Here is a 22,959-nt window from a genome sequence, read left to right on the forward strand (position 1 = left end):
CGATCATTCACTGGTAAGGGCCTTGACCGGGTCAAGTCGAGCGGCTTTGCGGGCCGGCATGAAACCGAAGATAACGCCGGTGACCAGGGCGCAGAAGAAGGCCCCCACGGCGGCCGGAATCGAGAACGCGACGGCCACGTTGCTGAGGATGAGCACGCCGCCCACCAGCAGGGCCAGGCCGATGCCGGTGACGCCGCCGACCACAGAGAGCATCACCGCTTCAGTGAGGAACTGGCGCAGGATGTCCCGCTGCCGCGCCCCGGTGGCCATGCGAATGCCGATTTCCCGGGTGCGTTCACGTACGGTCATCAGCATGATATTCATCACCCCGATACCTCCCACCAGCAGCGAAATCGCGGCAATCGAGCCGAGCATCAGTGACAAGGTGTTCTGGGTGCGTGCCTCGGCCTGGATCATCGCGGCATTGTTGGTCAGTTCAAAGTCGTGCTTGCCGTTGTGCAGGCGCAGCAACAACTGATTGATAGCCTGTTCGGCGTCGTGCACGTTGCGCGCGTCGGCGGCGGCAATCACTACGTATTCGGGGTTATAGCTGCCGAACAGACGCACGCTGGCGGCAGAGTAGGGGATGGCGATACGGTCGTCGCTGTCTTTGTCGCCGGAGCTGGCGCCTTTTTCGGCGAGCACACCGACCACCTGGAATGGAACGTTTTCGATCAGGATGTATTGCCCGATCGGGTCGGTCACATCCTTGAACAGCTTGTCGCGTACCCGTTTGCCGATCACTGCCACCGTGGCTCCGGCGCGCTCGTCGGCCTCGGTGAAGTAACTCCCCTCGACCACTGGCCAGTTGAAAATGGCCGGGAAATTGGTGTCATTGCCCCCGACATACGCCATATGGTCGACGTTGCCAAAGCGCACCCCGGCCTCTGCGCCGTTCACCGGCATGATGCGCTTGACCTGAGGCAGGGCCGCCAGGGCGGCCACGTCGTTGAGCGTGATCACGCCGGGTGGTGTGCGCGGGTTGGGCGCCGACCCGCTGACGTAGAGGATATTGGAGCCGAAAGCGCCCATCTGCGCCATCACCTGGCGCTTGCTGCCTTCGCCCACCGCCAGCATCACCACCACCGACGCCACGCCGATGATGATCCCTAGCAGCGTCAGCGCCGTGCGAAAACGGTTGATCCACATCACCCGCCACGCGGCTTGCACGGCATCCAGCAGCTCGGCTTTCCAGGCGCCGTTGTGCTCGGCGCCATCGGCCAGGCGCTGGCGCAGGTCCACGGCTTGCAACGCGCCGGAGATGGCCACGGGGGGCGTCTCGCTGGTCTCGGCAGAGTCGCTGATGATCAGCCCGTCGCGGATCTCGATGATGCGATTGGCCCGCGCCGCGACTTCGCGGTCGTGGGTGATCAGGATGACCACGTGGCCCTGGCTGGCCAGTTCGTCCAGCAGGGTCATGACCTCGGCGCCGCTGTGGCTGTCGAGGGCGCCGGTGGGTTCGTCGGCGAGGATGATATGCCCGCCGTTCATCAACGCCCGGGCAATCGACACCCGCTGTTGCTGGCCGCCGGAAAGCTGGTGCGGGCGGTTGCCGGTGCGCTCGGCCAGGCCCAGGCGCGTGAGCAGGGCCTTGGCGCGGGCATGGCGTTCGGCGGCGCTGATGCCGGCATAGATCGCCGGCATCTCGACGTTTTCCTGGGCCGAGCCGGATGGGATCAGGTGATAGCCCTGGAACACGAAACCGAAGGCCTCGCGGCGCAGCCAGGCGAGTTCGTCGCTGTCGAGCCGGGCGACGTTTTCCCCGGCGAACAGGTAGTCGCCCTCGGTGGGGCGGTCGAGGCAGCCGAGGATATTCATCAGCGTGGATTTGCCGGAGCCGGAGGCGCCGACAATCGCCACGAATTCCCCGGCATGGATCGCCAGGTCGATGCCGCGCAGCACATCAACCTGCGGCGTGTCGCCGCCGCCGTAGGATTTGCGGATGCCCTTGAGTTCGATCAGTGGGGTCGACATTCAACCTCCGCTGCCATCGGCCGGGCCGATCAGCAGGTGATCGCCTTCGTTCAGGCCTTCCAGCACTTGGACTCGCAGGCGGTCGCTGAGGCCCAGGCGGATTTCGCGTTGCTCGATGCTGCCGTTTTTCGCCACCACGCGGGCGATCTGTTTGTCGCCGCCGAGGCTGCCTTGCAGGGCGGCGACCGGCGCGGTCAGGGTGTCCCTGGCCTGGCCGGCGACGAAGAATACCTGGGTGGTCATTTCCGCCATCAAGGCGTTATCGGTGTTGTCGACGTCCAGCAGCACCGTGTAAAGCACCACTCGCCCGGTGCCGCTTTTGCTGGCGCTGCTCGGGCTGCCACCGCCCTGGCTGGTTTCGTTGAGCGGCTTGGGCGGGATCGGCAAAATCTGCCGCACGGTGCTGGTCCAGCGTCGGCTGCCGCCGCTCAGGGTGGTGAAGTAGGCGGTCATGCCGGGTTTGACATGGCCGATGTCGGCTTCCGAGACTTCGGCCCATACGGTCATCGGCGAAAGCTTGGCGATCCGCAGGATCAGCGGGGTTTGCTGCTGGGCGTTGAGGGTCTGGCCTTCCCGGGCGTCCACCGCGACCACGGTGCCGCTCATTGGCGCATAAATGCGCGTGTAGCCCAACTCTGCCTCGTCACTGCGCAGGCTGGCCCTGGCCTGGCGAATCTGCGCCAGGAACATGTCGACCCGCGCCTGGGTGGCGCTCAGCTCGGCCCTGGCAGTTTGCACGTCTTCCTCGCGGGTGGCGTTACCGGCTTCCAGGCGTTGCTGGCGCTGGTACTTCTGGCGAGCCAGTTCGTGCTGGGCCCGTTGCTCCTGCAACTGGGCCTGCAGGTTCTCGATGGCATAGCGGCTGGCGTCGAGCTTGGCTTTTTGCGTGGAGGGGTCGATCTCTACCAGCAATTGGCCTTCCTTGACCTGGGCACCGGCCTCGACATGAATCTTCTGGATCTGTCCGGACGCCTGGGCGCCCACGTCGACGTAGCGCCGGGGTTGCAGGGTGCCCAGGGCGGTGACGCTGCTTTCGATATCGCCCCGGGTCACGGTGACGGTCGTCAGCTTGTCCCGGCCCGGCGGCAGGACCTGCCAGGCAGCTAAAGCGATGACGGGGATCAGGCACGCGACCACAAGCAGGGCGCGTCGGGCAGGTCGAGGACGTTTCATGCAGAGTTCCAGCCAGGAAAGATCGGCCCGCAGGAGCGGGAAGCTGACAGGTAGACGAGGAAATTGTCCGGGGATTTAGGCCGTTACATATGCCGTTACAGGTGTGTCAGGCAAAATAATTGGCCGGTGTTGCAAGTCTTGTTTAAAACTAGATGAGAATTACTATAAATTACACGCACCTCAAACTGCCATCATCGAATCGGCCGTTATCTTCGTATTCAAAGGACCTAATGCCGCCTACAGGCGGTCGGGAGTCATGTTGGAAAACTACTATCGCGAGCTGGTGTGTTTCCTCAACGCCAAGCTGGGCAACCGTCAGGTGGCCGAAGATGTGGTGCATGACGCTTATGTGCGGGTGCTGGGGCGTGCCAGCGAGGTCCCGATCGAGCAGCCCCGGGCGTTTCTCTATCGCACGGCGCTGAACCTGGTGATCGACGGTCATCGGCGCAACGCCCTGCGCCAGGATGAACCCCTGGAAGTACTCGACAGCGAGGAGCGTTTTTCGCTGTCTTCGCCCCATCACTGCCTGGACCACGGCCAGCGCCTGGAAATGCTTGAGCGCGCGCTGGCCGAGCTGCCGGCGCTCTGCCGTGACAGTTTCCTGTTGCGCAAGCTCGACGGCCTGTCCCACCTGCAAATCGCCGAGCGCCTGGGTATTTCCCGCGCGCTGGTGGAAAAACACATCGTCAATGCCATGAAGCATTGCCGGGCGCGCATGCGTGAGTGGGATGCGCACTGATTCCAGCGTTAGCTAAATTTTATTTCATTGTCCTCGTCTCCTATCAACACACGACCTGTTGCTGTGCCTTCAGGTCTCTGAGGCTTTCCCGCCCCACTGCCACGGGGCTTATCCAGAGGACACTGGAATGACACAGGCAATTGCATCGCCCGCCGTTCACGACCTGATCGGTATCGGGTTCGGCCCTTCGAACCTGGCGCTGGCCATCGCCCTGCAGGAACGCGAGAAAGCCCAGGGCAAACTGGACGTGCTGTTCCTCGACAAACAGGCCGACTACCGCTGGCACGGCAACACCCTGGTCACCCAGAGTGAATTGCAGATTTCCTTCCTCAAGGACCTGGTGACCCTGCGCAATCCCACCAGCCCTTATTCCTTCGTCAATTACCTGAAGGCCCACGGGCGCCTGGTGGATTTCATCAACCTGGGTACCTTCTATCCGTGCCGCATGGAGTACAACGACTACCTGCGCTGGGTCTCCGGGCAGTTCCAGGCGCAAAGCCGCTACGGCGAGGAAGTGCTGGCCATCGAGCCGATCCTGCATCAGCAGCAGGTAGAGGCGCTGCGGGTGATTTCCCGGGACGCCCAGGGTGAACAGCACGTGCGCACCACCCGCTCGGTGGTGGTCAGCGCCGGTGGTACGCCGCGTATTCCGGCGTCGTTCAAGGCGCTCAAGGATGACGGTCGGGTGTTCCATCACTCCCAGTACCTGGAACGCATGGCCCAGCAACCGTGTGTCGACGGCAAGCCGATGCGCATCGCGATCATCGGTGGTGGCCAGAGCGCAGCCGAGGCGTTTATCGACCTCAACGACAGCTTCCCGTCGGTGCAGGTCGACATGATCCTGCGCGGCTCGGCCCTCAAGCCTGCGGATGACAGCCCGTTCGTCAACGAAGTGTTCTCGCCGGAGTTCACCGACCTGGTGTTCCAGCAGAACGGCAGCGAGCGCGAGCGCCTGGTCAACGAGTACCACAACACCAACTATTCGGTGGTGGACCTGGACCTGATCGAGCGCATCTACGGGATCTTCTACCGCCAGAAAGTCTCCGGCATTGCCCGTCACGCGTTCCGTACCCTGACCACCGTGGAAAAAGCCACGGCCGGGCCGTTGGGTGTGGAGTTGGCGCTGCGCAACAACGCCACCGGCGAAACCAGCCTCAACCATTACGATGCCGTCGTACTGGCCACCGGTTACGAGCGCCAGATGCATCGTCAGTTGCTCGCACCGTTGGCCGACTATATGGGCGACTTTGAAGTCAGCCGCGACTACCGCATCGTCACCGACGAGCGCTGCAAGGCCGGCATCTACATGCAGGGCTTCAGCCAGGCCAGCCATGGCCTGAGCGATACCTTGCTGTCGATCCTGCCGATCCGTGCCGACGAGATTGCTGCGTCGCTGTACGAACACGACCGCAGCCGCGGCAAGAGCCGTTCGGTGCAGGACGTGTTGCTGGCCACCGCCAGCTGACAGGCTGCACTTGAACCGCGGGGGCGGCTGCTGATACTGTACAAAAAACCAGTATCGGTAGAAGCCCCATGCAGTTGATCGAAAAACTCAGCATCCTCGCCGACGCCGCCAAGTACGACGCGTCCTGCGCCAGCAGCGGCGCGCCCCAGCGCAGCTCGGAAGGCAAGGCGGGGCTGGGCTCCACCGATGGCATGGGCATCTGCCACAGCTACACGCCCGACGGTCGCTGCGTGTCGTTGCTCAAGGTGCTGCTGACCAACTTCTGCCTCTACGATTGCCAATACTGCGTCAACCGCCGCTCCAGCGACGTGCCCCGTGCACGCTTCAGCCCGGAGGAGGTGGTGACCCTGACCCTCGACTTTTACCGGCGCAACTGCGTCAGCGGGCTGTTTCTCAGCTCCGGCATCATCCGTTCGGCCGACTACACCATGGAGCAGCTGGTGCGGGTCGCCAAACTCCTGCGCGAAGAGCATGACTTTCGCGGCTACATCCACCTCAAGACCATTCCCGAAGCCGACCCGGCACTGATTGCCGAGGCGGGGCGGTATGCCGATCGCCTCAGCGTGAATATCGAGTTGCCAACGGACAAGAGCCTGCAAACCCTGGCGCCCGAGAAGCAGATCGTCTCGATCAAGCAGGCCATGCAAACCATCTATACCGGTGAGCAGACGGTGCTCAACGAACCCCGCGCGCCGCGTTTCGCGCCGGCCGGGCAGAGCACGCAGATGATCGTCGGCGCCGATGACACCGACGACAGCACCATCCTCCACAGCGCCGAGGCGTTGTACGGCAATTTCAAACTGCGCCGGGTGTATTACTCGGCGTTCAGCCCGATCCCCAACAGCCCGAAAAGCGTGCCCCTGGCCGCGCCGCCGCTGATGCGCGAGCACCGCTTGTACCAGGCGGATTTCCTGTTGCGCAGCTACGGGTTCAGCGCCAATGAACTGTTTGAAGGGCCGGGCGACCTGGCCCTGGATATCGACCCCAAGCTGGCCTGGGCGCTGGAGCACCGCGAGGTGTTCCCGCTGGACTTGAACCGGGCCGAGCCGACGCTTATTGCGCGCATTCCCGGAATTGGCCTGCGCACCACCCAGCGGCTGGTGGACCTGCGTCGCCAGCGCAAGATCCGCTTCGAAGACCTGGCGCGCATGCGGTGTGTGCTGACCAAGGCCAAGCCGTTTTTCATCACCAGCGACTACCACCCGCAGCAAGCGGAAAGCACCAGCGTGCTGCTGCGCGAACAACTGCGCGACCGCCCGCAGCCGCAGCAAATGGGGCTGTGGGGATGATCAGCCTGGAATGCGACAACCTGTTCAGCACCTGGCGCGAGCAGGCGCGCTGGTTGCTCAGCCATCAGATCGACCCCAGCCACGTGAGTTGGGGCGTGGCCGAGGTGGCGGACCTGTTTGCCACCGACGAGCAGTACCCGGCCGAGTGCGGGCCGTTCCAGGCGCGGATTCCCAAGGCGCTGCTGGAGCTGCTGGAGTCTGCCGCGTGTTATCACGGTGAACAGCGCTGGAGCCTGTTGTATGAGGTGCTGTGGCGCGTCAGCCATGGGGACCGCACGGCGATGATGTCGGGGGACAAGCTGGGCAGCGAATTGCAGCGGCGGATCAAGCAGGTGCAGCGCGAGGCCCATCACCTGCATGCGTTTGTGCGGTTTATCGCATTGCCGGCAGAGGCGGGGCCGCAGTTGCCGGAGTACGTGGCGTGGCATGAGCCGGCCCACGATATCTTGAAGGTGGCCAGCCAGCATTTTGTCGGGCGCATGGGGCGTCATCGCTGGATGATCGCCACGCCCCTGGATGGGGTTTATTACGACGGGGAGCAGTTGATTCACCAGCGGCAATGCCCAGTGGAATGGCAGGCTTTGGCGCAGAATGTCGAGGATCCCCACAGTGCGATGTGGTTGACGTACTACAGCCATATCTTTAACCCGGCGCGGTTGAATCCGAAGGTGATGGAAGGGCATTTGCCGAGCCGGTTCTGGAAGAATCTGCCGGAGGGCAAGTTGATTCCGGGGCTGATCAGCGAGGCGCGTACGGGCAAGCAGCGGGATGGGCAGGCGAAGATGATTGGGGCGCGTCCAGGCAAGCGAATTTCAAGCGGGCACGGTTAAATGTGGGAGCGGGCTTGCTCGCGAATGCGGTGTGTCAGCAGCACATCCAGCGACTGATACACCGCATTCGCGAGCAAGCCCGCTCCCACATTTGATCTCTATTGCCTGTAGGGGCGGGTTCAGGCCAGTTCGGTGGCGGTGTTTTTTACGACCGCCAGCTCGGGATGCGCCACCAATTTATCGATGTGCAATTCATCATTGTTCAGCCAGGTTTCCGTCAGCACGCGGTAGTGCTCCATGTCCCGGCAGCGCATGCGCAGGCTGTAGTCGAACGGCCCGCTGATCAACTGGCACTCGAACACTTGCGGGCAGGCTTTGACACATGCCTCGAACGCCTTCTGCGCCGAGCGCCCGCTCTGGTTGGAGAGGGCCACCAGCACCAGCAGTGACAGCCCCGGCGAGACCATCTGCACGTCGATGATCGCCCCATAACCCCGGATGACCCCGCGTCGTTCCAGCTTGCGTACCCGTTCCAGGCACGGCCTGGGCGTCAGGTGCACCAGCGACGAGAGTTTTTCGTAGGTGATGCGTCCCTGGTGCCGTAACACGTCGATGATGGCTTCATCGATGCGGTCCAGCACAGGTGAGGCGTTCGGTCCGGTGGCCTTGGTATCCATGGTGTGTGGTGTTCACTTCAATCGGTTGGAAAGAAATTGCTGCAAGCGTTCGCTGTTCGGCTGGTCGAGGATATCCGCTGCGCCTTGTTCCTCGACGCGGCCCTGATGCAGGAACAGCACTTGGCTGGACACCTGGCGGGCAAAGCCCATTTCGTGGGTGACCATGAGCATGGTACGACCTTCCTCCGCCAACGTCTGTATGACTTTGAGCACTTCTCCTACAAGTTCAGGGTCGAGGGCCGAAGTGGGTTCGTCGAACAGAATGATCTCCGGTTCCATCGCCAGGGCCCGGGCGATGGCCACGCGCTGTTGCTGGCCGCCGGAGAGGAATGCCGGGTATTGGTCCGCCACCCGGCCCGGCAGGCCGACCTTGTCGAGGTACAGGCGTGCGCGTTTTTCCGCCTCGGCGGCGCTCACCCCCAGCACCCGGCGCGGCGCCATGGTGATGTTTTCCAGCACGGTCATGTGGCTCCACAGGTTGAAGTGCTGGAACACCATGGCCAGGCGGGTGCGCAGGTTCTGCAATTGCGCCTGGTGCGGCGCGCGCGTGCCAGCGCGGCCTTGCTGCATTTCGATGCTGATGCCATCGAGGGTGATAACCCCGGCGTCCGGCTGTTCGAGGAAGTTGATGCATCGCAGCATCGTGCTCTTGCCGGAGCCGCTGGCGCCGATCAGGCTGATCACGTCGCCGTTGCGCGCGTTCAGTGAAACGCCCTTGAGCACCTCATGCTCGCCATAGCGTTTGTGCAGGCCTTCGACCTGGAGTTTGACGTTGGCGTTTTCGGCCACGGCGACCGGCTGGGTAGCGGGGCGTACATCGGTGGGATAAGCGGCCAGGGCCTGCGCGGACTGATTCATGGGTTAGCCTCGGGTAGGAACAAGAAAACGCATCCAGCGACGTTCGGCCAGTCGAAACAGGCCCACCAGTGCAAAGGACAGCAGCATGTACAACAGGGCAGCGATGCCGAAGGCCTGGAACGTCAGGAACGTCTCGGCGTTGGCGTCGCGGGCCACCTTGAGGATGTCGGCAATGGTGGCGGTGAACGCCAGGGACGTGGCGTGCAGCATCAGGATCATTTCATTGCTGTAGGCCGGCAGTGCGCGACGCAGTGCGGCGGGCACTACCACAAACAGGTTCAGGCGCCAGCCATGCAGGCCGTAGGCCTTGGCGGCTTCGATCTCGCCGTGGGGGATGTTGCGAATCGCCCCGGCAAAGATTTCCACGGTGTAGGCGCACGTGTTCAGTACAAACGCCAGCAGCGTGCAGTTCAGTGCATTGCGAAAAAACTGGTTGAGCAGGGCGTTGTCCTGCACCACGTCCAGGCCGTAGAGGCCGGTGTAGCAAATCAGCAACTGGATATACAGCGGCGTGCCGCGAAACAGGTAGGTGTAGACCTCCACTGGCCAGCGAATCCAGAAGTGTTCCGACACCCGCGCGATCGCCAGCGGGATCGACAGGATGAAGCCCAGCACCACCGAGATAATGAACAGCCACAGGGTCATCGCCACCCCGGAAAAGCCGTTACCGTCGGTGAACAGGTAGGCCAGGCCGTATTGCTGGATCAGTTCGATCATCGCACCATCCCCTTGATGCCCACGTTGTAGCGCCGTTCCAGGCGTTTGAAGATGCGGTTGGAGAGGGTGGTGATCACCAGGTACACCAGGCCCGCGAGGATCAGGAAATACAGCGGGTCATTGGTGGTCTTGCCGGCGTTTTGTGCGGCCTTGACCAGGTCTGACAGGCCGATGATCGACACCAGCGCGGTGGACTTGAGCAACACCAGCCAGTTGTTGCCCAGGCCCGGCAGGGCAAAGCGCATCAGTTGCGGGAACAGCACCAGGCGAAAGCGCTGCCAGCGGCTCAGGCCGTAGGCGGTGGCGGCTTCGAGTTGGCCGGCGGGCACGCTGAGAATCGCCCCGCGAAAGTTTTCGGTGAAATACGCACCGTAGATAAACCCGAGGGTGATGACACCGGCGGTGAACGGGTCGATTTCGAAGTAGGCCCAGCCGAGCATTTCACTCAGGTCGTTCAGCCACAGTTGCAGGCTGTAGAAAATCAGCAGGATCAGCACCAGGTCCGGCACGCTGCGAATCAGCGTGGTGTAGAGCGTGGCCGGAACCCGCAGCAGCTTGACGCTGGAGAGCTTGGCGGCGGCGGCGATCAGTCCCAGGGACAGGCTCAGCAGCAGCGCCAGGAACGCCAGCTTGACCGTCATCCAGGCACCCTGGGCCAGCAGCGGGCCGAAGCCTTGCAGGTTGAGGAGTTCATTCATGGGAAGTATCTCGATGGGGCGCAGAGTTTTACGGTGGGAGCGAGATTGTGTGGGAGCGGGCTTGCTCGCGAAGACAGAGTTTCAGTCAATACATGTGTGACTGACCCACCGCTTTCGCGAGCAAGCCCGCTCCCACACAAGCTCGCTCCCACAGGAGGCGTCACTCGTTGTAGATATCCTGATCGCCGAAGTATTTCTTCTGGATCTGTGTGTAGGTGCCATCGGCCTGGACGGCGGCGATGCCTTTGTTGATCAGCTCCACCAGGTCCTTGTCGTTCTTGCGCAGGCCCATGGCGATGTCGAGCGGCAGGGTCGGGTCCTTGAAGGCCGGGCCGGTCTTGAAGTCGGCACCTTCAGGCTTGGACAGGAAGTTGAGCTGGGCTTCGAGTTTGTCGGTGAGGGTGGCGTCGAGGCGACCGTTTTGCAGGTCGGCGTAGTTCTGTTCCTGGGACTGGTACGCCTTGATCTGCGCGCCGAGCTTGGCCAGGTGCGCACGGGCGTAGGCTTCCTGCAGCGAGCCTTGCAGCACGCCGACCTGTTTGCCTTTCAGGGATTCGGGGGTGTCGCCGAAGTCGGCGCTTTTGCGGGTGATCACCGAGGTCGGGCTGAGGAACAGCCGGTCGCTGAAGTCGATGACTTTCTGGCGGGCCGGGGTCACGGCCATGGAGGACATGATGGCGTCGAACTTGCGGGCGCGCAGGGCCGGGATCATGCCGTCGAATTCGTTGTGGACCCACACGCATTTGACTTCCAGCTTGGCGCAGATGGCGTTGCCCAGGTCGATGTCGAAACCTTGCAGGCTGCCGTCGGCGGCGACGGATTCAAACGGTGGGTATTCGGGGAAAACCCCAAAGCGGATTTCTTTCCATTCCTGAGCCTGGGCAGCGGTTGCGGCCAATGGCAGGAGCAGCGCAGCGAAAAGTGATCGGAGCGGAGTCATGTGTATTCCCTATATTTTGTAATTGATGTAAGGGCAGTAGAAAACGGGACGCTAAGGTGAAGAGGCTTTTTGTGGCGAGGGAGCTTGCTCCCGCTGGGCTGCGCAGCGGCCCCAAAATCCCGGGAGCGCTACGCACTCCAGCGGGAGCAAGCTCCCTCGCCACATTGGGCTGCCTCACTAAATTGGGCTGTTTGTTGTCAGAGAGAATGCTTCAAGATGGTGCGTTTTTTGTGTCGTTTACCCCTGCCGCGGCGGGCGGAATGTGCTGTTAAAACGCGGGTCACAGCGGAAACGGCTGCGGCACCCGCTGAATCGGCTTGTTGACCGGGTTTTTCCGGCCTGCCTTTCACGCAAAGCGGCAGGCCAGAGCGGTCTCAGGCGCGCTTTTTCTGCTGTGCCACCGGTGCTTGGGCCAGGCGGGCAAACAGGTCCTTGGGGTCGGCAAGGTCCGGCACCAGTTCCAGTTCGCTGCCCACGTCCAGCGCCGTGGCCACGTCCAGTACGTAACGCAGGGCGGAGTAGTCTTCGATGGCAAAACCTACCGAGTCGAACAGGGTGACCTGGCGCGCGTTTTCGCGGCCTGGCGCCTGGCCGTTGATCACTTGCCACAGCTCGGTGACTGGCGAATCCTCCGGCATGTGCTGGATCTCGCCTTCGATGCGGCTTTGTGGCTCGTACTCGACAATCACGCGGGCCCGTTCGACGATTCGTCGGTCCAGTTCGGTCTTGCCGGGGCAGTCGCCACCGACGGCATTCAGGTGCATGCCCGGTTCGATCATCTCGTCCGTGAGGATGGTGGCGTAGGCCTTGTCGGCGGTGACGGTGGTGACGATGTCGGCGCCTTTCACGGCTTCGGCAACGCTGCCTGCCAGGATCACCTTGATCGCCGGGAAGGCTTTGAGGTTGGCGGCCAGTTTGGCGGTGGCCTTGGCGTCGATGTCGAACAGGCGGATTTCAGTGATGCCCAGCATCGCGTGGAAGGCCAGGGCCTGGAACTCACTCTGGGAGCCGTTGCCGATCAGCGCCATGCTGCGGCTGTTGTCCCGGGCCAGGTAGCGCGCCACCAGGGCCGAGGTGGCGGCCGTGCGGATCGCGGTGGTCAGGGTCATTTCCGCCAGCAGTACCGGTTTGCCGGTGTCCACATCGCCCAGGGCGCCGAAGGCCATGACGGTGAGCATGCCGCTCTGAGTGTTTTTCGGGTGGCCGTTCACGTATTTGAAGGCGTACAGCGACGCGTCGGACACCGGCATCAGCTCGATCACGCCCTCGGGGGAATGGTTGGCCAGGCGTGCGCATTTTTCAAAGTCCTGCCAGCGCAGGTAGTCGGCGCGGATGTACTCGGCCATCTCGGTAATGCAGGTTTGCAGGCCTTTTTGCGAAACCAGGTAGCTCAAGTCGTTGACGTCGATATAGCGGGTCATGGGAAGACTCCTTATTGAAATGAGGGGCGGGTGGGCAGATGCACTTCCGCCAACATGCAGCGGGCACTGCCGCCGCCGATGCGTTCGATGTTGTCGATGTTCACCACCACCGGCCGGGTGTGGCGCTCCACGTGCTGGCGCTGGGCGGGCTTGAGCGAGCCCCAGGCGCTGGCCGACATCACCAGCAGCGGCTGGCCGTCGCGGTCGTGGACTTCGAGCATGTTGCCGGCGAAGGCTTCCAACTGGTCGAAGTCCAGGGCGACGATGTCTTTGCCGGTGTCGCGCAGGGAGCGTTCAAGGGCCTGGCGCTCGCGGTCATCGGGCAAGGCTTGCAGGCACACCACGGAGAGGTCGCGGCCGACACTCATCATTACGTTGCTGTGGTAGATCGGCGCGTGGTGACGGTCGACGGCGTGGAATACGCAGACCTGGTAGTCCAGGCGTTCGGCGAACTGGCGCAGGGCATCCTGATGGGTCCGTCCGGAATGGCAGGCGTAGCTGATGCGGTGCTGGCGGTCGAGGACCATGCTGCCGGTGCCTTCGAGGAACATGTTCTGCTGTTCGAGGTGGCTGAAGTCGATGGTGTTGTGGATCGCGAAGCGTTGCTCCAGCACTTGCAGCACGCCTTTGTCGCGTTCCAGTCGTCGGTTCCGGCCTTCCATCGGGTACAGCACCAGGCTGCCATCGGCGTGGCTGCTCCACCAGTTGTTGGGGAAGATCGAATCCGGGGTATGGGGAGCGGGGGTGTCTTGTACCACCAGCACTTCCACGCCGTGGTGGCGCAGGGTGTCGACGTAGCCGTCGAACTCTTCCAGCGCTTTCTGCTGTGCCGCCAACGGGTCGAGGGGCGCACGCTGGAAGCGGTTGTTGATCGCGGTGTCCGGGTTGAAGGCGAAGTGCGCCGGGCGGATCATCAGGACAGTGTTGGTGGTTTGCATGGGGGCACGGGTCCATGGGTTGGGCAGTGAGGCTATTTTGTGCGGTGTGAAGGAAGAATCCCGGCTGAAGTGAGGGGGTGGCTCAGCCGGGAAAGCTGAAAAGTGGGGTGGGGCAGCCGAATCGGCTGTGGAGGTGAGTGGAGATCAAAATGTGGGATTGCTCGCGAAAGCGGTGGGTCAGTTAATAAATTCGGTGGCTGATACACCGCCTTCGCGAGCAAGCCCGCTCCCACATTGGTATTGTGTTGCCTGAGGTTTTTTGTCTGGATGGAGAAACCATGCCCACTGAAGTTCGTCTCGCCCAAACTACCGATGCCGAGGGCATCAGCCAGGTCATCCTGGCGGCCCTGCATGACAGCAACGCCCGGGATTATCCGGCGGATGTGATTGCGCGGGTGGCGAGCAACTTTACTCCCGAGGCTGTCGTTGCGTTGCTCGCGCGTCGAACGGTGCTGGTGGCCATTCAGGATGAGGTGATCGTTGCCACGGCGGCACTTGACGCCAATGTGGTGCGCTCGGTATTCGTCAATCCGGCGCTGCAAGGGCAGGGCATCGGGCGCTTGCTGATGATTGAAATCGAGCTGCGCGCCCGGGAAGCCGGGGTGACCTTGTTGCATGTGCCGTCTTCGCTGACGGCCGAGCCGTTCTACACCAAGCTCGGTTTCCACACGGTGCGCGATGTCTACCATGGCAATGAACGCACGCTGGTGATGGAGAAGGCGTTGTCATCCCGCCATCCCATCGGCGTCTATCGCGATCGGGCCCATCGGGCGCAGGTGGTGGCGTTGTGGCAGGCGGCGTTTGGTTATGACGCGGCGCATAACCTGCCGAGCCTGGCGATCGACAAGAAGCTGGCGGTCAACGATGGGTTGTTCTTCGTGGCCACCGACAAGAAGGCGGTGATCGGTACCATCCTCGCAGGCTACGACGGGCATCGTGGCTGGTTGTATTCAGTGGCGGTGCACAACGACTATCGCCGCCAGGGCCTGGGCGCCTCGTTGGTGCGGCATGCGGAGCAGGCGTTGACGGCGCTGGGTTGCATGAAGATCAACCTGCAGATCACCAGTGGCAATGACGCGGTGATGGGGTTTTATGAGGCGCTGGGTTATGGCGCGGAGCCGCGGATCAGCATGGGCAAGAAGATCCTGGAAAACATCCCGATGGATAAGGCCTGAACGTCGGTTTTCCAAACACTGAAATCAAAATGTGGGAGCGGGCTTGCTCGCGAATGCGGTGGATCAGCCAATAAATCTGTCGACTGACACTCCGCTTTCGCGAGCAAGCCCGCTCCCACAGTTTGGTTTTGCAGTGTTGCTTATACCTTGACGATCCAGCCCTCAGGCGCTTCGACGTCGCCGGACTGTACGCCAGTCAGCTCTTTGTAGAGCTTCTGGGTGACCGGGCCGACTTCTTTTTCGCTGTAGAACACGTGCAGCTTGTCTTTGTACTCGATGCCGCCGATCGGGGTGATCACGGCGGCGGTGCCGCAGGCGCCGGCTTCCTTGAAGTCCGACAGCTTGTCGATCAGCACGTCGCCTTCAACCACTTCCAGGCCCAGGCGCGATTTTGCCAGCTCGATCAGCGACAGGCGGGTGATGCCTGGCAACACCGACGGCGAGTTCGGGGTGACGAACTTGTTGTCGTGGGTGATCCCGAAGAAGTTGGCCGAGCCGACCTCTTCGATCTTCGAGTGGGTGGCCGGGTCGAGGTAGATGCAGTCGGCGAAGTTGGCTTTTTTCGCCAGGGAACCGGGCATCAGGCTGGCGGCGTAGTTGCCACCGACCTTGGCTGCGCCGGTGCCGTTGGGAGCCGCACGGTCGTAGCCGGAGATCAGGAAGTTGTGCGGGGTCAGGCCGCCCTTGAAGTAGGCGCCGACCGGGATGCAGAAGATCGAGAAGATGAATTCCGGCGCGGTGCGCACGCCGATGTTGTCACCGGTGCCGATCACGAACGGGCGCAGGTACAGCGCGCCGCCGGTGCCGTACGGCGGGATGAACCGCTCGTTGGCGCGGACCACTTCCTTGCAGGCTTCGATGAAGGCGTCGGTCGGCACTTGTGGCATCAGCAGGCGGCCACAGCTGCGCTGCATGCGCGCGGCATTCTGGTCGGGGCGGAACAGGTTGATCGAACCGTCCTTGCAGCGGTAGGCCTTGAGGCCTTCAAAGCATTGCTGGCCGTAGTGCAGGGCGGTGGAGCCCTCGCTGATGTGCAGCACGTTGTCGTCGGTCAGGGTGCCTTTTTGCCACTCGCCGTCTTTCCAGGTCTGGAGGAAACGCTTGTCGGTCTTGATGTAGTCAAAACCCAGCTTGTCCCAATTGATGCTTTCGTTACCCATGACACCCTCTATCTTTTGTCAACCGCCTGGTCGAAGGCAGGCTTATGGTTTATTTCTGGATGGGCGCAACAATACTTCATTCTTGGCTTGTGTGGGAGCGGGCTTGCTCGCGAATGCGGCGTGTCATTCGATGCATTCGGTACTGATCCACCGCTTTCGCGAGCAAGCCCGCTCCCACATTTGAACTTCGCCATTTTATAGGTGCAATGCATGCCCCAGGGCCCGCAGGGCTGCTTCCTGTACCGCTTCGCCGAGGGTCGGGTGGGCGTGGATGGTGCCCGCCACGTCTTCCAGGCGTGAACCCATTTCCAGGCTCAGGCCGAAGGCCGTGGACAGTTCCGAGACGCCAACGCCTACCGCCTGCCAGCCGACGATCAGGTGATTGTCGCGGCGCGCCACTACCCGCACGAAGCCGGTTTTCGACTCCAGGGTCATGGCCCGGCCATTGGCGGCGAACGGGAAGCTCGACACGATGCAGTCCAGCCCGGCCGCCCTGGCTTCGTCCGGGGTCTTGCCGACCACTACCAGTTCCGGGTCGGTGAAGCACACCGCCGGGATCGCGGCCGGGTTGAATTCGCGGGATTTACCGCTGATCAGTTCGGCGACCATTTCGCCCTGGGCCATGGCCCGGTGGGCGAGCATCGGTTCACCGCTGAGGTCGCCGATGGCCCACACATTGCGCATGCTGGTCTGGCAGCGGCTGTCGATCTTGATCGCCGAGCCGTTCATGTCCAGGTTCAAGGCTTCGAGGTTCCAGCCCTGGGTGTTGGGTTTGCGACCAACGGCAACCAGCACCTGGTCGGTTTCCAGCGACAGCGTCTCGCCGCTGGGGTCGCGCACTTGCAGGGTATTGTTCTCGAAACCGGTGACGCTGTGTTTGAGGAACACCTTCACCCCCAGTTGCTTCAGGGATTCGGCCACCGGTTGGGTCAGTTCGGCGTCGTAGGCCGGCAAAATCCGGTCCTGGGCCTCAACCACGCTGACCTCGGCACCGAGCTTGCGATAGGCAATCCCCAATTCCAGGCCAATGTAGCCGCCGCCCACCACGATCAAGCGTTTCGGGATGCGTTTCGGCGCCAGGGCTTCGGTGGAGGAGATGATCGGCCCGCCAATCGGCAGCATCGGCAGGTTGACACTTTTCGAGCCGGTGGCCAGCAACAGGTGTTCACACTGGATGCGCTGGTCGCCGACAACGACGGTCTTGCCGTCCACGACCTTGGCCCAGCCCTGGATGACCTGGACCTTGTGTTTTTTCAGCAGCGCGGCTACGCCGGTGGTCAGGCGGTCGACGATGCCGTCTTTCCATTCAACGCTTTTGCCGATGTCCAGGGTCGGCACATCGACTTCGATACCCAACGGCGAACCCTGGCTGTGGTGCACGGTTTGCTGGAACTGTTCGGCGACATGGATCAGCGCCTTGGACGGAATGCAGCCGATGTTCAGGCAGGTGCCGCCCAGCGATTGGCCTTCCACCAGGATGGTCGGGATGCCCAGCTGGCCGGCGCGAATCGCTGCCACGTAACCGCCAGGCCCGCCGCCGATGATCAGCAGCGTGGTGTGCAATGTTTGAGACATGGGTTACTCCAGGAACAGGCTGGCGGGTTGTTCGAGCAGGCCACGGATGGCCTGGATGAATTGCGCCGCGTCCATGCCATCGACCACCCGGTGATCGAAGGAGCTGGAGAGGTTCATCATCTTGCGGATCACAATCTGGCCCTTGATCACCATCGGCCGCTCGACAATGCGGTTGACCCCGACGATGGCCACTTCCGGCAGGTTCAGCACCGGGGTGCTGACAATCCCGCCCAACGCACCGAGGCTGGTCAGGGTGATGCTCGAGCCCGACAGCTCATCGCGACTGGCCTTGCCATTGCGCGCCGCATTCGCCAAGCGATTGATTTCTTGCGCCGTGCCCCACAGGTCGCGGGCTTCGGCGTGACGCACCACCGGCACCATCAGGCCGACATCGCTCTGGGTGGCGACACCCACATGCACCGCGCCGAGGCGGGTGATGACCTGGGCTTCGTCGTCATAACGCGCGTTGATCTGCGGATAGTCGCGCAATGCGACGACCATGGCCCGCACCAGGAACGGCAGCAGGGTCAGCTTGCCGCGGGTAGCGCCGTGTTTCTCGTTGAGGTGCACGCGCAACTCATCGAGGGCCGTGACGTCGATCTCTTCCACATAGCTGAAATGCGCGGCGCGCCGGGTGGCGTCCTGCATGCGCTGGGCGATCTTGCGGCGCATGCCGATCACCGGGATTTGCTGCTCGTCGTTGCGTTCGGCGTACGGGTTGGAGGCCCCGGAATTTTTCGCCGGACCCTGGAGCAAGTAAGCGTCCAGATCTTCATGCAGAATCCGGCCGGCCGGGCCGGAGCCCTGGACCAGTCGTAGCTGGATGCCAGCATCCAGCGCATGTTTGCGCACGGCCGGGGAGGCCAGCGGGCGGTCATCGGCCTCGCGGGCCACGGGCGCTTGCGCAGCCGCCACCGCAGGTTTGGCTGCCGGCTTGGGTTCAACCACCGGCGCGGCCCGGGCTTCGACTTTCGGTGCAGGAGCCGGTGCCGGCGCGACCTCTTCAACCACCGCCGACAACGCCGACTCCCTGGTATTGCCTGCGCCTTCCACCTCGATACTGATCAAAACACTGCCCACCGCCATGACTTCCCCCGGCTCGCCGCCGAGGGAAATCACCTTGCCGTGCACCGGCGACGGAATGTCCACCATGGCCTTGTCGGTCATCACGTCCGCCAGCACCTGGTCTTCTACCACCAGGTCGCCGACCTTGACGTGCCATACCGACAATTCAACTTCTGCGATGCCTTCGCCAATGTCCGGCATCTTGATAACGTGCGTGCCCATTCAGACCTCCATAACCCGATGCAAAGCCGCGCCCACTCGGGTCGGGCCAGGGAAATACGCCCACTCTTGCGCGTGGGGATACGGGGTATCCCAACCGGTGACGCGCTCGATCGGCGCTTCCAGGTAGTGGAAGCAATGCTCCTGCACCAGCGCCACCAGCTCGGCGCCGAACCCGCAGGTACGGGTGGCTTCGTGAACGATCACGCAGCGACGGGTTTTCTTCACGGAATTGACGATGGTTTCCAGGTCCAGCGGCCACAGGCTGCGCAGGTCGATGACTTCGGCGTCGATGCCGGTTTCTTCGGCGGCGACTTGCGACACATACACCGTGGTGCCGTAGGTGAGGATCGTCACGTCCTTGCCCGGGCGGGCGATGGCGGCCACATCCAGCGGCACGGTGTAGTAACCGTCCGGCACCTGCGCTTGCGGGTGTTTCGACCACGGGGTTACCGGGCGGTCGTGGTGGCCGTCGAACGGGCCGTTATACAGGCGCTTGGGTTCGAGGAAGATCACCGGGTCATCGTTTTCGATGGAGGCGATCAGCAGGCCCTTGGCGTCGTACGGATTGGACGGCATCACCGTGCGCAGGCCGCAGACCTGGGTGAACACCGCTTCAATACTCTGGCTGTGGGTCTGGCCGCCGTAGATGCCGCCGCCGCAGGGCATGCGCATGGTCAGCGGTGCAGTGAACTGGCCGGCCGAGCGATAACGCAGGCGGGCGGCTTCGGAAATGATCTGGTCGGTGGCAGGGTACACGTAGTCGGCGAACTGAATCTCGGCCACCGGCCGCAGGCCATAGGCGCCCATGCCGACCGCCACGCCGACGATCCCGCTTTCGGAGATCGGTGCGTCGAACACCCGCGAGGTGCCGTACTTGTTCTGCAAGCCTTCGGTGCAACGGAACACGCCGCCGAAGTAACCGACGTCCTGGCCGAACACCACCACATTGTCGTCTCGCTCAAGCATCACATCCATGGCCGAGCGCAAGGCCTGGATCATGGTCATGGTCGTGGTGGTCATGGCGGTTTCCAGCTCGATATTGTTGTTGTGATCGTTCATGTCAGATCCCCAACTCTTGACGCTGGCGCTTCAAGTGCTCCGGCATCTCTTTATAAACGTCTTCGAACATGGTCGCGGCGCTTGGAATCTGGCCACCGGCCAGGGTGCCGTACTGTTCGGCTTCTTTCTGGGCCTTGAGCACTTCGGCTTCAAGTTCGGCACTGACCGCCGCGTGTTCCTCTTCGGACCACTGACCAATCTTGATCAGGTGCTGCTTGAGGCGGGCGATTGGGTCGCCCAGCGGGAAGTGGCTCCAGTCGTCGGCGGGACGGTATTTGGACGGGTCATCGGAGGTGGAGTGCGGGCCGGCACGGTAGGTCACCCATTCGATCAGGGTCGGGCCCAGGTTGCGGCGGGCACGTTCGGCGGCCCAGGCGGAGGCGGCGTACACCGCGACAAAGTCGTTGCCGTCCACCCGCAGGGAGGCGATGCCGCAACCCACGCCGCGTCCGGCAAAGGTTGTGGCTTCACCGCCGGCAATGGCCTGGAAGGTGGAGATCGCCCACTGGTTATTCACTACGTTAAGAATCACGGGTGCCCGGTACACGTGGGCGAAGGTGAGGGCGGTGTGGAAGTCGGACTCAGCGGTGGCGCCGTCGCCGATCCAGGCCGAGGCAATCTTGGTATCGCCCTTGATGGCCGAGGCCATGCCCCAGCCCACGCCTTGTACGAATTGGGTGGCGAGGTTGCCGGAAATCGTGAAGAAGCCGGCATCTTTTACCGAGTACATGATCGGCAACTGGCGGCCCTTGAGCGGGTCGCGCTCGTTGGACAGCAGTTGGCAGATCAGGTCTACCAGCGGCACTTCCCGGGCCATCAGGATGCTTTGCTGGCGGTAGGTGGGGAAGCACATGTCGTCGATGTTCAAGGCCAGGGCCTGGGCGCTGCCGATGGCTTCTTCGCCGAGGCTCTGCATGTAGAACGACATCTTCTTCTGACGCTGGGCGACCACCATGCGGTTGTCGAAGATCCGCGTCTTGAGCATGGCGCGCATGCCCTTGCGCAGAATCTCGACTGGCACGCTTTCAGCCCATGGGCCGAGGGCCTGGCCCTGATCGTCGAGCACGCGAATCAGGCCCTTGGCCAGGTCGGCGGTGTCGGCGGGTTCTACGTCGATTGGGGGTTTGCGCACCAGGCCAGCGTCAGTCAGGCGCAGGTAGGTAAAGTCGGTCTTGCAGCCTGGGCGGCCCGAGGGTTCGGGAACGTGCAGGCGCAGTGGTTCGTACTGCTGAGTCATGGCTTTCTACGCTCTATCTTGTGAATTTCTTGTAGTGGGCGCGGTAGCTGACAGTCCTTCTTCGGGTAGAAGAAATCTTGTCCTACAACAATCATAGGCTCGGCTCAGGAGAATATTTATCTCTGTTTCATTGCGTTGGAGATCATTTGGGGATAAAAAAACTGCATAAACATAATAAACAGGTGGTTTTGTCTCATGCGCAAACTGGACCGTATCGATATCGGCATTCTGAACGCCCTTCAGGAGAACGCTCGCATCACCAACGCCGACCTGGCCCGTTCGGTCAACCTGTCGCCCACGCCGTGTTTCAACCGGGTCAAGGCCATGGAAGAACTGGGGCTGATTCGCGACCAGGTGACGCTGCTGGACGCCGACCTGCTGGGGCTGCACGTCAATGTGTTCATCCACGTCAGCCTGGAAAAGCAGAACGAATTGGCATTGCAGCAATTCGAAGGGGCGATTTCGGATCGCCCCGAAGTGATGGAGTGCTACCTGATGGCCGGCGACCCCGATTATCTGATTCGGGTGCTGGTGCCCACCATCCAGTCCCTGGAGCGTTTCATGATGGACTTCCTGACCAAAGTCCCGGGTGTCGCCAACATCCGCTCCAGCTTTGCCCTCAAGCAAGTGCGCTACAAGACCGCGCTGCCGCTACCGGCTAACGGCATCAACCTCGGCTAACGAACGACACAAAACAAATGTGGGAGCGGGCTTGCTCGCGAATGGGGAGTGTCAGTCACCGAAAATATAGACTGATACACCGCATTCGTGAGCAAGCCCGCTCCCACATTTTGTAGTGCATTTCAAAGCTGGTTGAGGGGAATCTTCAAATAAACCACCCCATTTCCTTCCGCCGGCGGCATCACCCCGGCCCGCACATTCACCTGAATCGCCGGCAACAACAGCGTCGGCATGCCCAACCCGGCATCCCGCGTGGTGCGCATCTCGACAAACGCCGCCTCATCCACCCCGTCATGCACATGAATATTCCCCGCCCGCTGTTCAGCCACCGTGGTCAGGCACTTGGCTGCGCGTCCTTCGGGCGGATAGTCATGGCACACATAAAGGCGGGTTTCAGGCGCGAAGGCCAACAGCTTGCGCATCGACCCATACAACTGGCGCGCATCCCCACCAGGGAAATCGCAGCGCGCCGTGCCCACGTCCGGCATGAACAGCGTGTCGCCCACCAGAATCAACTGGTCATCAATCAGGTAAGCCATATCCGCCGGCGTATGCCCCGGCACATGCAGCGCCTGGGCCTTCAGGTTGCCGATGTGAAACACCTCATCCGGCGCAAACAGATGGTCGAACTGCGACCCATCCACCCGAAACTCCGGCTCCAGGTTGAACAGGTTCTTGAACACTCCCTGCACCTTGCTGATGGACTGGCCAATCGCGATCTTGCCCCCCAGCTGGCGACGCAAATAAGGCGCAGCCGACAGATGATCCGCATGGGCGTGGGTTTCCAGCAACCACTGCACCTGCAAGCCATGCTCGCGCACAAACGCGATCACCTTGTCCGCCTGGCCGGTGCCGGTGCGTCCGGAGGCCGGGTCGTAGTTGAGCACCGAATCAACGATGGCGCATGGGCCACCGTCCGTTTCATAGACGACGTAGGTGTAGGTCGACGACGTCTCGTCCAGAAAGGATTGAATCAACGCTGACATGACGGGTTTCCCAGATAGCTAATGGCGACTTACATTCAGTTAGGTTTCCACATAACCTTGTGAGCTTAAGTGAATTAAAGGACCCGAGGCAAAGGATGGCATCGTGGTGGCAAACAGCTAGGGCGTGGTGCCATACGGCA

At 62.2% G+C, this 22,959-nt stretch carries 21 protein-coding genes; 6 read left to right on the plus strand and 15 right to left on the minus strand.

The window, feature by feature from the left end; genetic code table 11:
* Positions 1-3 precede the first annotated feature (3 nt).
* Positions 4-1,974, minus strand: a complete 1,971-nt coding sequence (locus tag HX869_RS27770) for a MacB family efflux pump subunit (protein ID WP_177041538.1) — start codon at positions 1,972-1,974, stop codon at positions 4-6.
* On the minus strand, positions 1,975-3,147 hold the full coding sequence (locus HX869_RS27775; RefSeq protein ID WP_178903970.1) for an efflux RND transporter periplasmic adaptor subunit: 1,173 nt from the start codon (positions 3,145-3,147) through the stop codon (positions 1,975-1,977).
* A 256-nt stretch (positions 3,148-3,403) separates the two neighbouring features.
* Here HX869_RS27775 and HX869_RS27780 point away from each other — a divergent pair, with 256 nt between their 5' ends.
* From HX869_RS27780 to HX869_RS27795, 4 genes are all read left to right on the plus strand, one after another.
* On the plus strand, positions 3,404-3,886 hold the full coding sequence (locus tag HX869_RS27780) for a sigma-70 family RNA polymerase sigma factor (RefSeq protein WP_032899291.1): 483 nt from the start codon (positions 3,404-3,406) through the stop codon (positions 3,884-3,886).
* Between the two features lie 127 nt (positions 3,887-4,013).
* Entirely contained in the window at positions 4,014-5,351 is a 1,338-nt protein-coding gene (locus HX869_RS27785; protein WP_003208565.1) for a lysine N(6)-hydroxylase/L-ornithine N(5)-oxygenase family protein, read from the plus strand.
* A gap of 68 nt (positions 5,352-5,419) precedes the next feature.
* A complete protein-coding gene (locus tag HX869_RS27790; RefSeq protein ID WP_177021070.1) occupies positions 5,420-6,640 on the plus strand; it encodes a putative DNA modification/repair radical SAM protein in 1,221 nt (406 codons plus the stop codon).
* Entirely contained in the window at positions 6,637-7,470 is an 834-nt protein-coding gene (locus HX869_RS27795; protein ID WP_003208569.1) for a TIGR03915 family putative DNA repair protein, read from the plus strand. The genes HX869_RS27790 and HX869_RS27795 overlap by 4 nt, the downstream gene beginning before the upstream one ends.
* A 119-nt stretch (positions 7,471-7,589) precedes the next feature.
* On the opposite strand, the gene HX869_RS27800 is transcribed toward HX869_RS27795, so the two are convergent.
* The 7 genes from HX869_RS27800 to ctlX all read right to left on the minus strand — a co-directional run bounded on the left by HX869_RS27800 (position 7,590) and on the right by ctlX (position 13,659).
* Entirely contained in the window at positions 7,590-8,087 is a 498-nt protein-coding gene (locus HX869_RS27800; protein WP_003208571.1) for an Lrp/AsnC family transcriptional regulator, read from the minus strand.
* Between the two features lie 12 nt (positions 8,088-8,099).
* Entirely contained in the window at positions 8,100-8,945 is an 846-nt protein-coding gene (locus HX869_RS27805; protein ID WP_256344069.1) for an ABC transporter ATP-binding protein, read from the minus strand.
* A 3-nt stretch (positions 8,946-8,948) separates the two neighbouring features.
* Positions 8,949-9,662 (minus strand): ABC transporter permease, encoded by a 714-nt coding sequence (locus HX869_RS27810; protein ID WP_003208574.1) that lies wholly within the window; start codon positions 9,660-9,662, stop codon positions 8,949-8,951.
* Positions 9,659-10,360, minus strand: a complete 702-nt coding sequence (locus HX869_RS27815; RefSeq protein ID WP_178903971.1) for an ABC transporter permease — start codon at positions 10,358-10,360, stop codon at positions 9,659-9,661. Before HX869_RS27815 ends, HX869_RS27810 begins: the two co-directional genes overlap by 4 nt.
* A 160-nt stretch (positions 10,361-10,520) precedes the next feature.
* Positions 10,521-11,300 carry an ABC transporter substrate-binding protein gene (locus HX869_RS27820; RefSeq protein ID WP_003212870.1) on the minus strand — a complete coding sequence of 260 codons (780 nt, stop codon included), beginning with the start codon at positions 11,298-11,300 and terminating at the stop codon, positions 10,521-10,523.
* Positions 11,301-11,674: 374 nt separating this feature from the next.
* Entirely contained in the window at positions 11,675-12,721 is a 1,047-nt protein-coding gene (locus HX869_RS27825; RefSeq protein ID WP_087694492.1) for an ornithine cyclodeaminase, read from the minus strand.
* Positions 12,722-12,732: 11 nt separating this feature from the next.
* A complete protein-coding gene (gene ctlX / locus HX869_RS27830) occupies positions 12,733-13,659 on the minus strand; it encodes a citrulline utilization hydrolase CtlX (protein ID WP_177054189.1) in 927 nt (308 codons plus the stop codon).
* Between the two features lie 278 nt (positions 13,660-13,937).
* Between ctlX and HX869_RS27835 the strand changes: the two genes are divergently transcribed.
* Entirely contained in the window at positions 13,938-14,834 is an 897-nt protein-coding gene (locus HX869_RS27835) for a GNAT family acetyltransferase (protein WP_008434482.1), read from the plus strand.
* Between the two features lie 140 nt (positions 14,835-14,974).
* Here the strand turns inward: HX869_RS27835 and HX869_RS27840 are convergent, their stop codons facing one another.
* The 5 genes from HX869_RS27840 to HX869_RS27860 form a co-directional block, all read right to left on the minus strand.
* A complete protein-coding gene (locus HX869_RS27840) occupies positions 14,975-15,994 on the minus strand; it encodes a branched-chain amino acid aminotransferase (RefSeq protein ID WP_003212864.1) in 1,020 nt (339 codons plus the stop codon).
* A gap of 195 nt (positions 15,995-16,189) precedes the next feature.
* Entirely contained in the window at positions 16,190-17,569 is a 1,380-nt protein-coding gene (gene lpdA, locus HX869_RS27845) for a dihydrolipoyl dehydrogenase (RefSeq protein ID WP_177047871.1), read from the minus strand.
* Between the two features lie 3 nt (positions 17,570-17,572).
* A complete protein-coding gene (locus HX869_RS27850; protein WP_102369558.1) occupies positions 17,573-18,856 on the minus strand; it encodes a dihydrolipoamide acetyltransferase family protein in 1,284 nt (427 codons plus the stop codon).
* Positions 18,857-19,915, minus strand: coding sequence for an alpha-ketoacid dehydrogenase subunit beta (locus HX869_RS27855; protein WP_003212859.1), 1,059 nt, complete (start codon positions 19,913-19,915; stop codon positions 18,857-18,859).
* A 1-nt stretch (position 19,916) separates the two neighbouring features.
* Complete coding sequence (locus HX869_RS27860; protein ID WP_178903972.1) at positions 19,917-21,152, minus strand: 3-methyl-2-oxobutanoate dehydrogenase (2-methylpropanoyl-transferring) subunit alpha; 1,236 nt, start codon at positions 21,150-21,152, stop codon at positions 19,917-19,919.
* Positions 21,153-21,347: 195 nt separating this feature from the next.
* On the opposite strand from HX869_RS27860, the gene bkdR reads away from it, so the two are divergent.
* Positions 21,348-21,833 (plus strand): Bkd operon transcriptional regulator BkdR, encoded by a 486-nt coding sequence (bkdR, locus tag HX869_RS27865; protein WP_003212855.1) that lies wholly within the window; start codon positions 21,348-21,350, stop codon positions 21,831-21,833.
* Between the two features lie 122 nt (positions 21,834-21,955).
* Here the strand turns inward: bkdR and HX869_RS27870 are convergent, their stop codons facing one another.
* The gene (locus HX869_RS27870) at positions 21,956-22,819 is read right to left on the minus strand and encodes an MBL fold metallo-hydrolase (RefSeq protein ID WP_178903973.1); all 864 of its coding nucleotides are present in this window, start codon (positions 22,817-22,819) and stop codon (positions 21,956-21,958) included.
* Positions 22,820-22,959 lie beyond the last annotated feature (140 nt).

Origin of the sequence: Pseudomonas sp. P7779 (assembly GCF_013386315.1) — a bacterium.
Taxonomy (GTDB): Bacteria; Pseudomonadota; Gammaproteobacteria; order Pseudomonadales; family Pseudomonadaceae; genus Aquipseudomonas.

What these genes read in the sequence shown, in the direction of transcription:
- HX869_RS27770 (WP_177041538.1), bottom strand. Translation starts at nt 1,974, where the DNA reads ATGTCGACCCCACTGATCGAACTCAAGGGCATCCGCAAATCCTACGGC.
- HX869_RS27775 (WP_178903970.1), bottom strand. Translation starts at nt 3,147, where the DNA reads ATGAAACGTCCTCGACCTGCCCGACGCGCCCTGCTTGTGGTCGCGTGC.
- HX869_RS27780 (WP_032899291.1), top strand. Translation starts at nt 3,404, where the DNA reads ATGTTGGAAAACTACTATCGCGAGCTGGTGTGTTTCCTCAACGCCAAG.
- HX869_RS27785 (WP_003208565.1), top strand. Translation starts at nt 4,014, where the DNA reads ATGACACAGGCAATTGCATCGCCCGCCGTTCACGACCTGATCGGTATC.
- HX869_RS27790 (WP_177021070.1), top strand. Translation starts at nt 5,420, where the DNA reads ATGCAGTTGATCGAAAAACTCAGCATCCTCGCCGACGCCGCCAAGTAC.
- HX869_RS27795 (WP_003208569.1), top strand. Translation starts at nt 6,637, where the DNA reads ATGATCAGCCTGGAATGCGACAACCTGTTCAGCACCTGGCGCGAGCAG.
- HX869_RS27800 (WP_003208571.1), bottom strand. Translation starts at nt 8,087, where the DNA reads ATGGATACCAAGGCCACCGGACCGAACGCCTCACCTGTGCTGGACCGC.
- HX869_RS27805 (WP_256344069.1), bottom strand. Translation starts at nt 8,945, where the DNA reads ATGAATCAGTCCGCGCAGGCCCTGGCCGCTTATCCCACCGATGTACGC.
- HX869_RS27810 (WP_003208574.1), bottom strand. Translation starts at nt 9,662, where the DNA reads ATGATCGAACTGATCCAGCAATACGGCCTGGCCTACCTGTTCACCGAC.
- HX869_RS27815 (WP_178903971.1), bottom strand. Translation starts at nt 10,360, where the DNA reads ATGAATGAACTCCTCAACCTGCAAGGCTTCGGCCCGCTGCTGGCCCAG.
- HX869_RS27820 (WP_003212870.1), bottom strand. Translation starts at nt 11,300, where the DNA reads ATGACTCCGCTCCGATCACTTTTCGCTGCGCTGCTCCTGCCATTGGCC.
- HX869_RS27825 (WP_087694492.1), bottom strand. Translation starts at nt 12,721, where the DNA reads ATGACCCGCTATATCGACGTCAACGACTTGAGCTACCTGGTTTCGCAA.
- ctlX (WP_177054189.1), bottom strand. Translation starts at nt 13,659, where the DNA reads ATGCAAACCACCAACACTGTCCTGATGATCCGCCCGGCGCACTTCGCC.
- HX869_RS27835 (WP_008434482.1), top strand. Translation starts at nt 13,938, where the DNA reads ATGCCCACTGAAGTTCGTCTCGCCCAAACTACCGATGCCGAGGGCATC.
- HX869_RS27840 (WP_003212864.1), bottom strand. Translation starts at nt 15,994, where the DNA reads ATGGGTAACGAAAGCATCAATTGGGACAAGCTGGGTTTTGACTACATC.
- lpdA (WP_177047871.1), bottom strand. Translation starts at nt 17,569, where the DNA reads ATGTCTCAAACATTGCACACCACGCTGCTGATCATCGGCGGCGGGCCT.
- HX869_RS27850 (WP_102369558.1), bottom strand. Translation starts at nt 18,856, where the DNA reads ATGGGCACGCACGTTATCAAGATGCCGGACATTGGCGAAGGCATCGCA.
- HX869_RS27855 (WP_003212859.1), bottom strand. Translation starts at nt 19,915, where the DNA reads ATGAACGATCACAACAACAATATCGAGCTGGAAACCGCCATGACCACC.
- HX869_RS27860 (WP_178903972.1), bottom strand. Translation starts at nt 21,152, where the DNA reads ATGACTCAGCAGTACGAACCACTGCGCCTGCACGTTCCCGAACCCTCG.
- bkdR (WP_003212855.1), top strand. Translation starts at nt 21,348, where the DNA reads ATGCGCAAACTGGACCGTATCGATATCGGCATTCTGAACGCCCTTCAG.
- HX869_RS27870 (WP_178903973.1), bottom strand. Translation starts at nt 22,819, where the DNA reads ATGTCAGCGTTGATTCAATCCTTTCTGGACGAGACGTCGTCGACCTAC.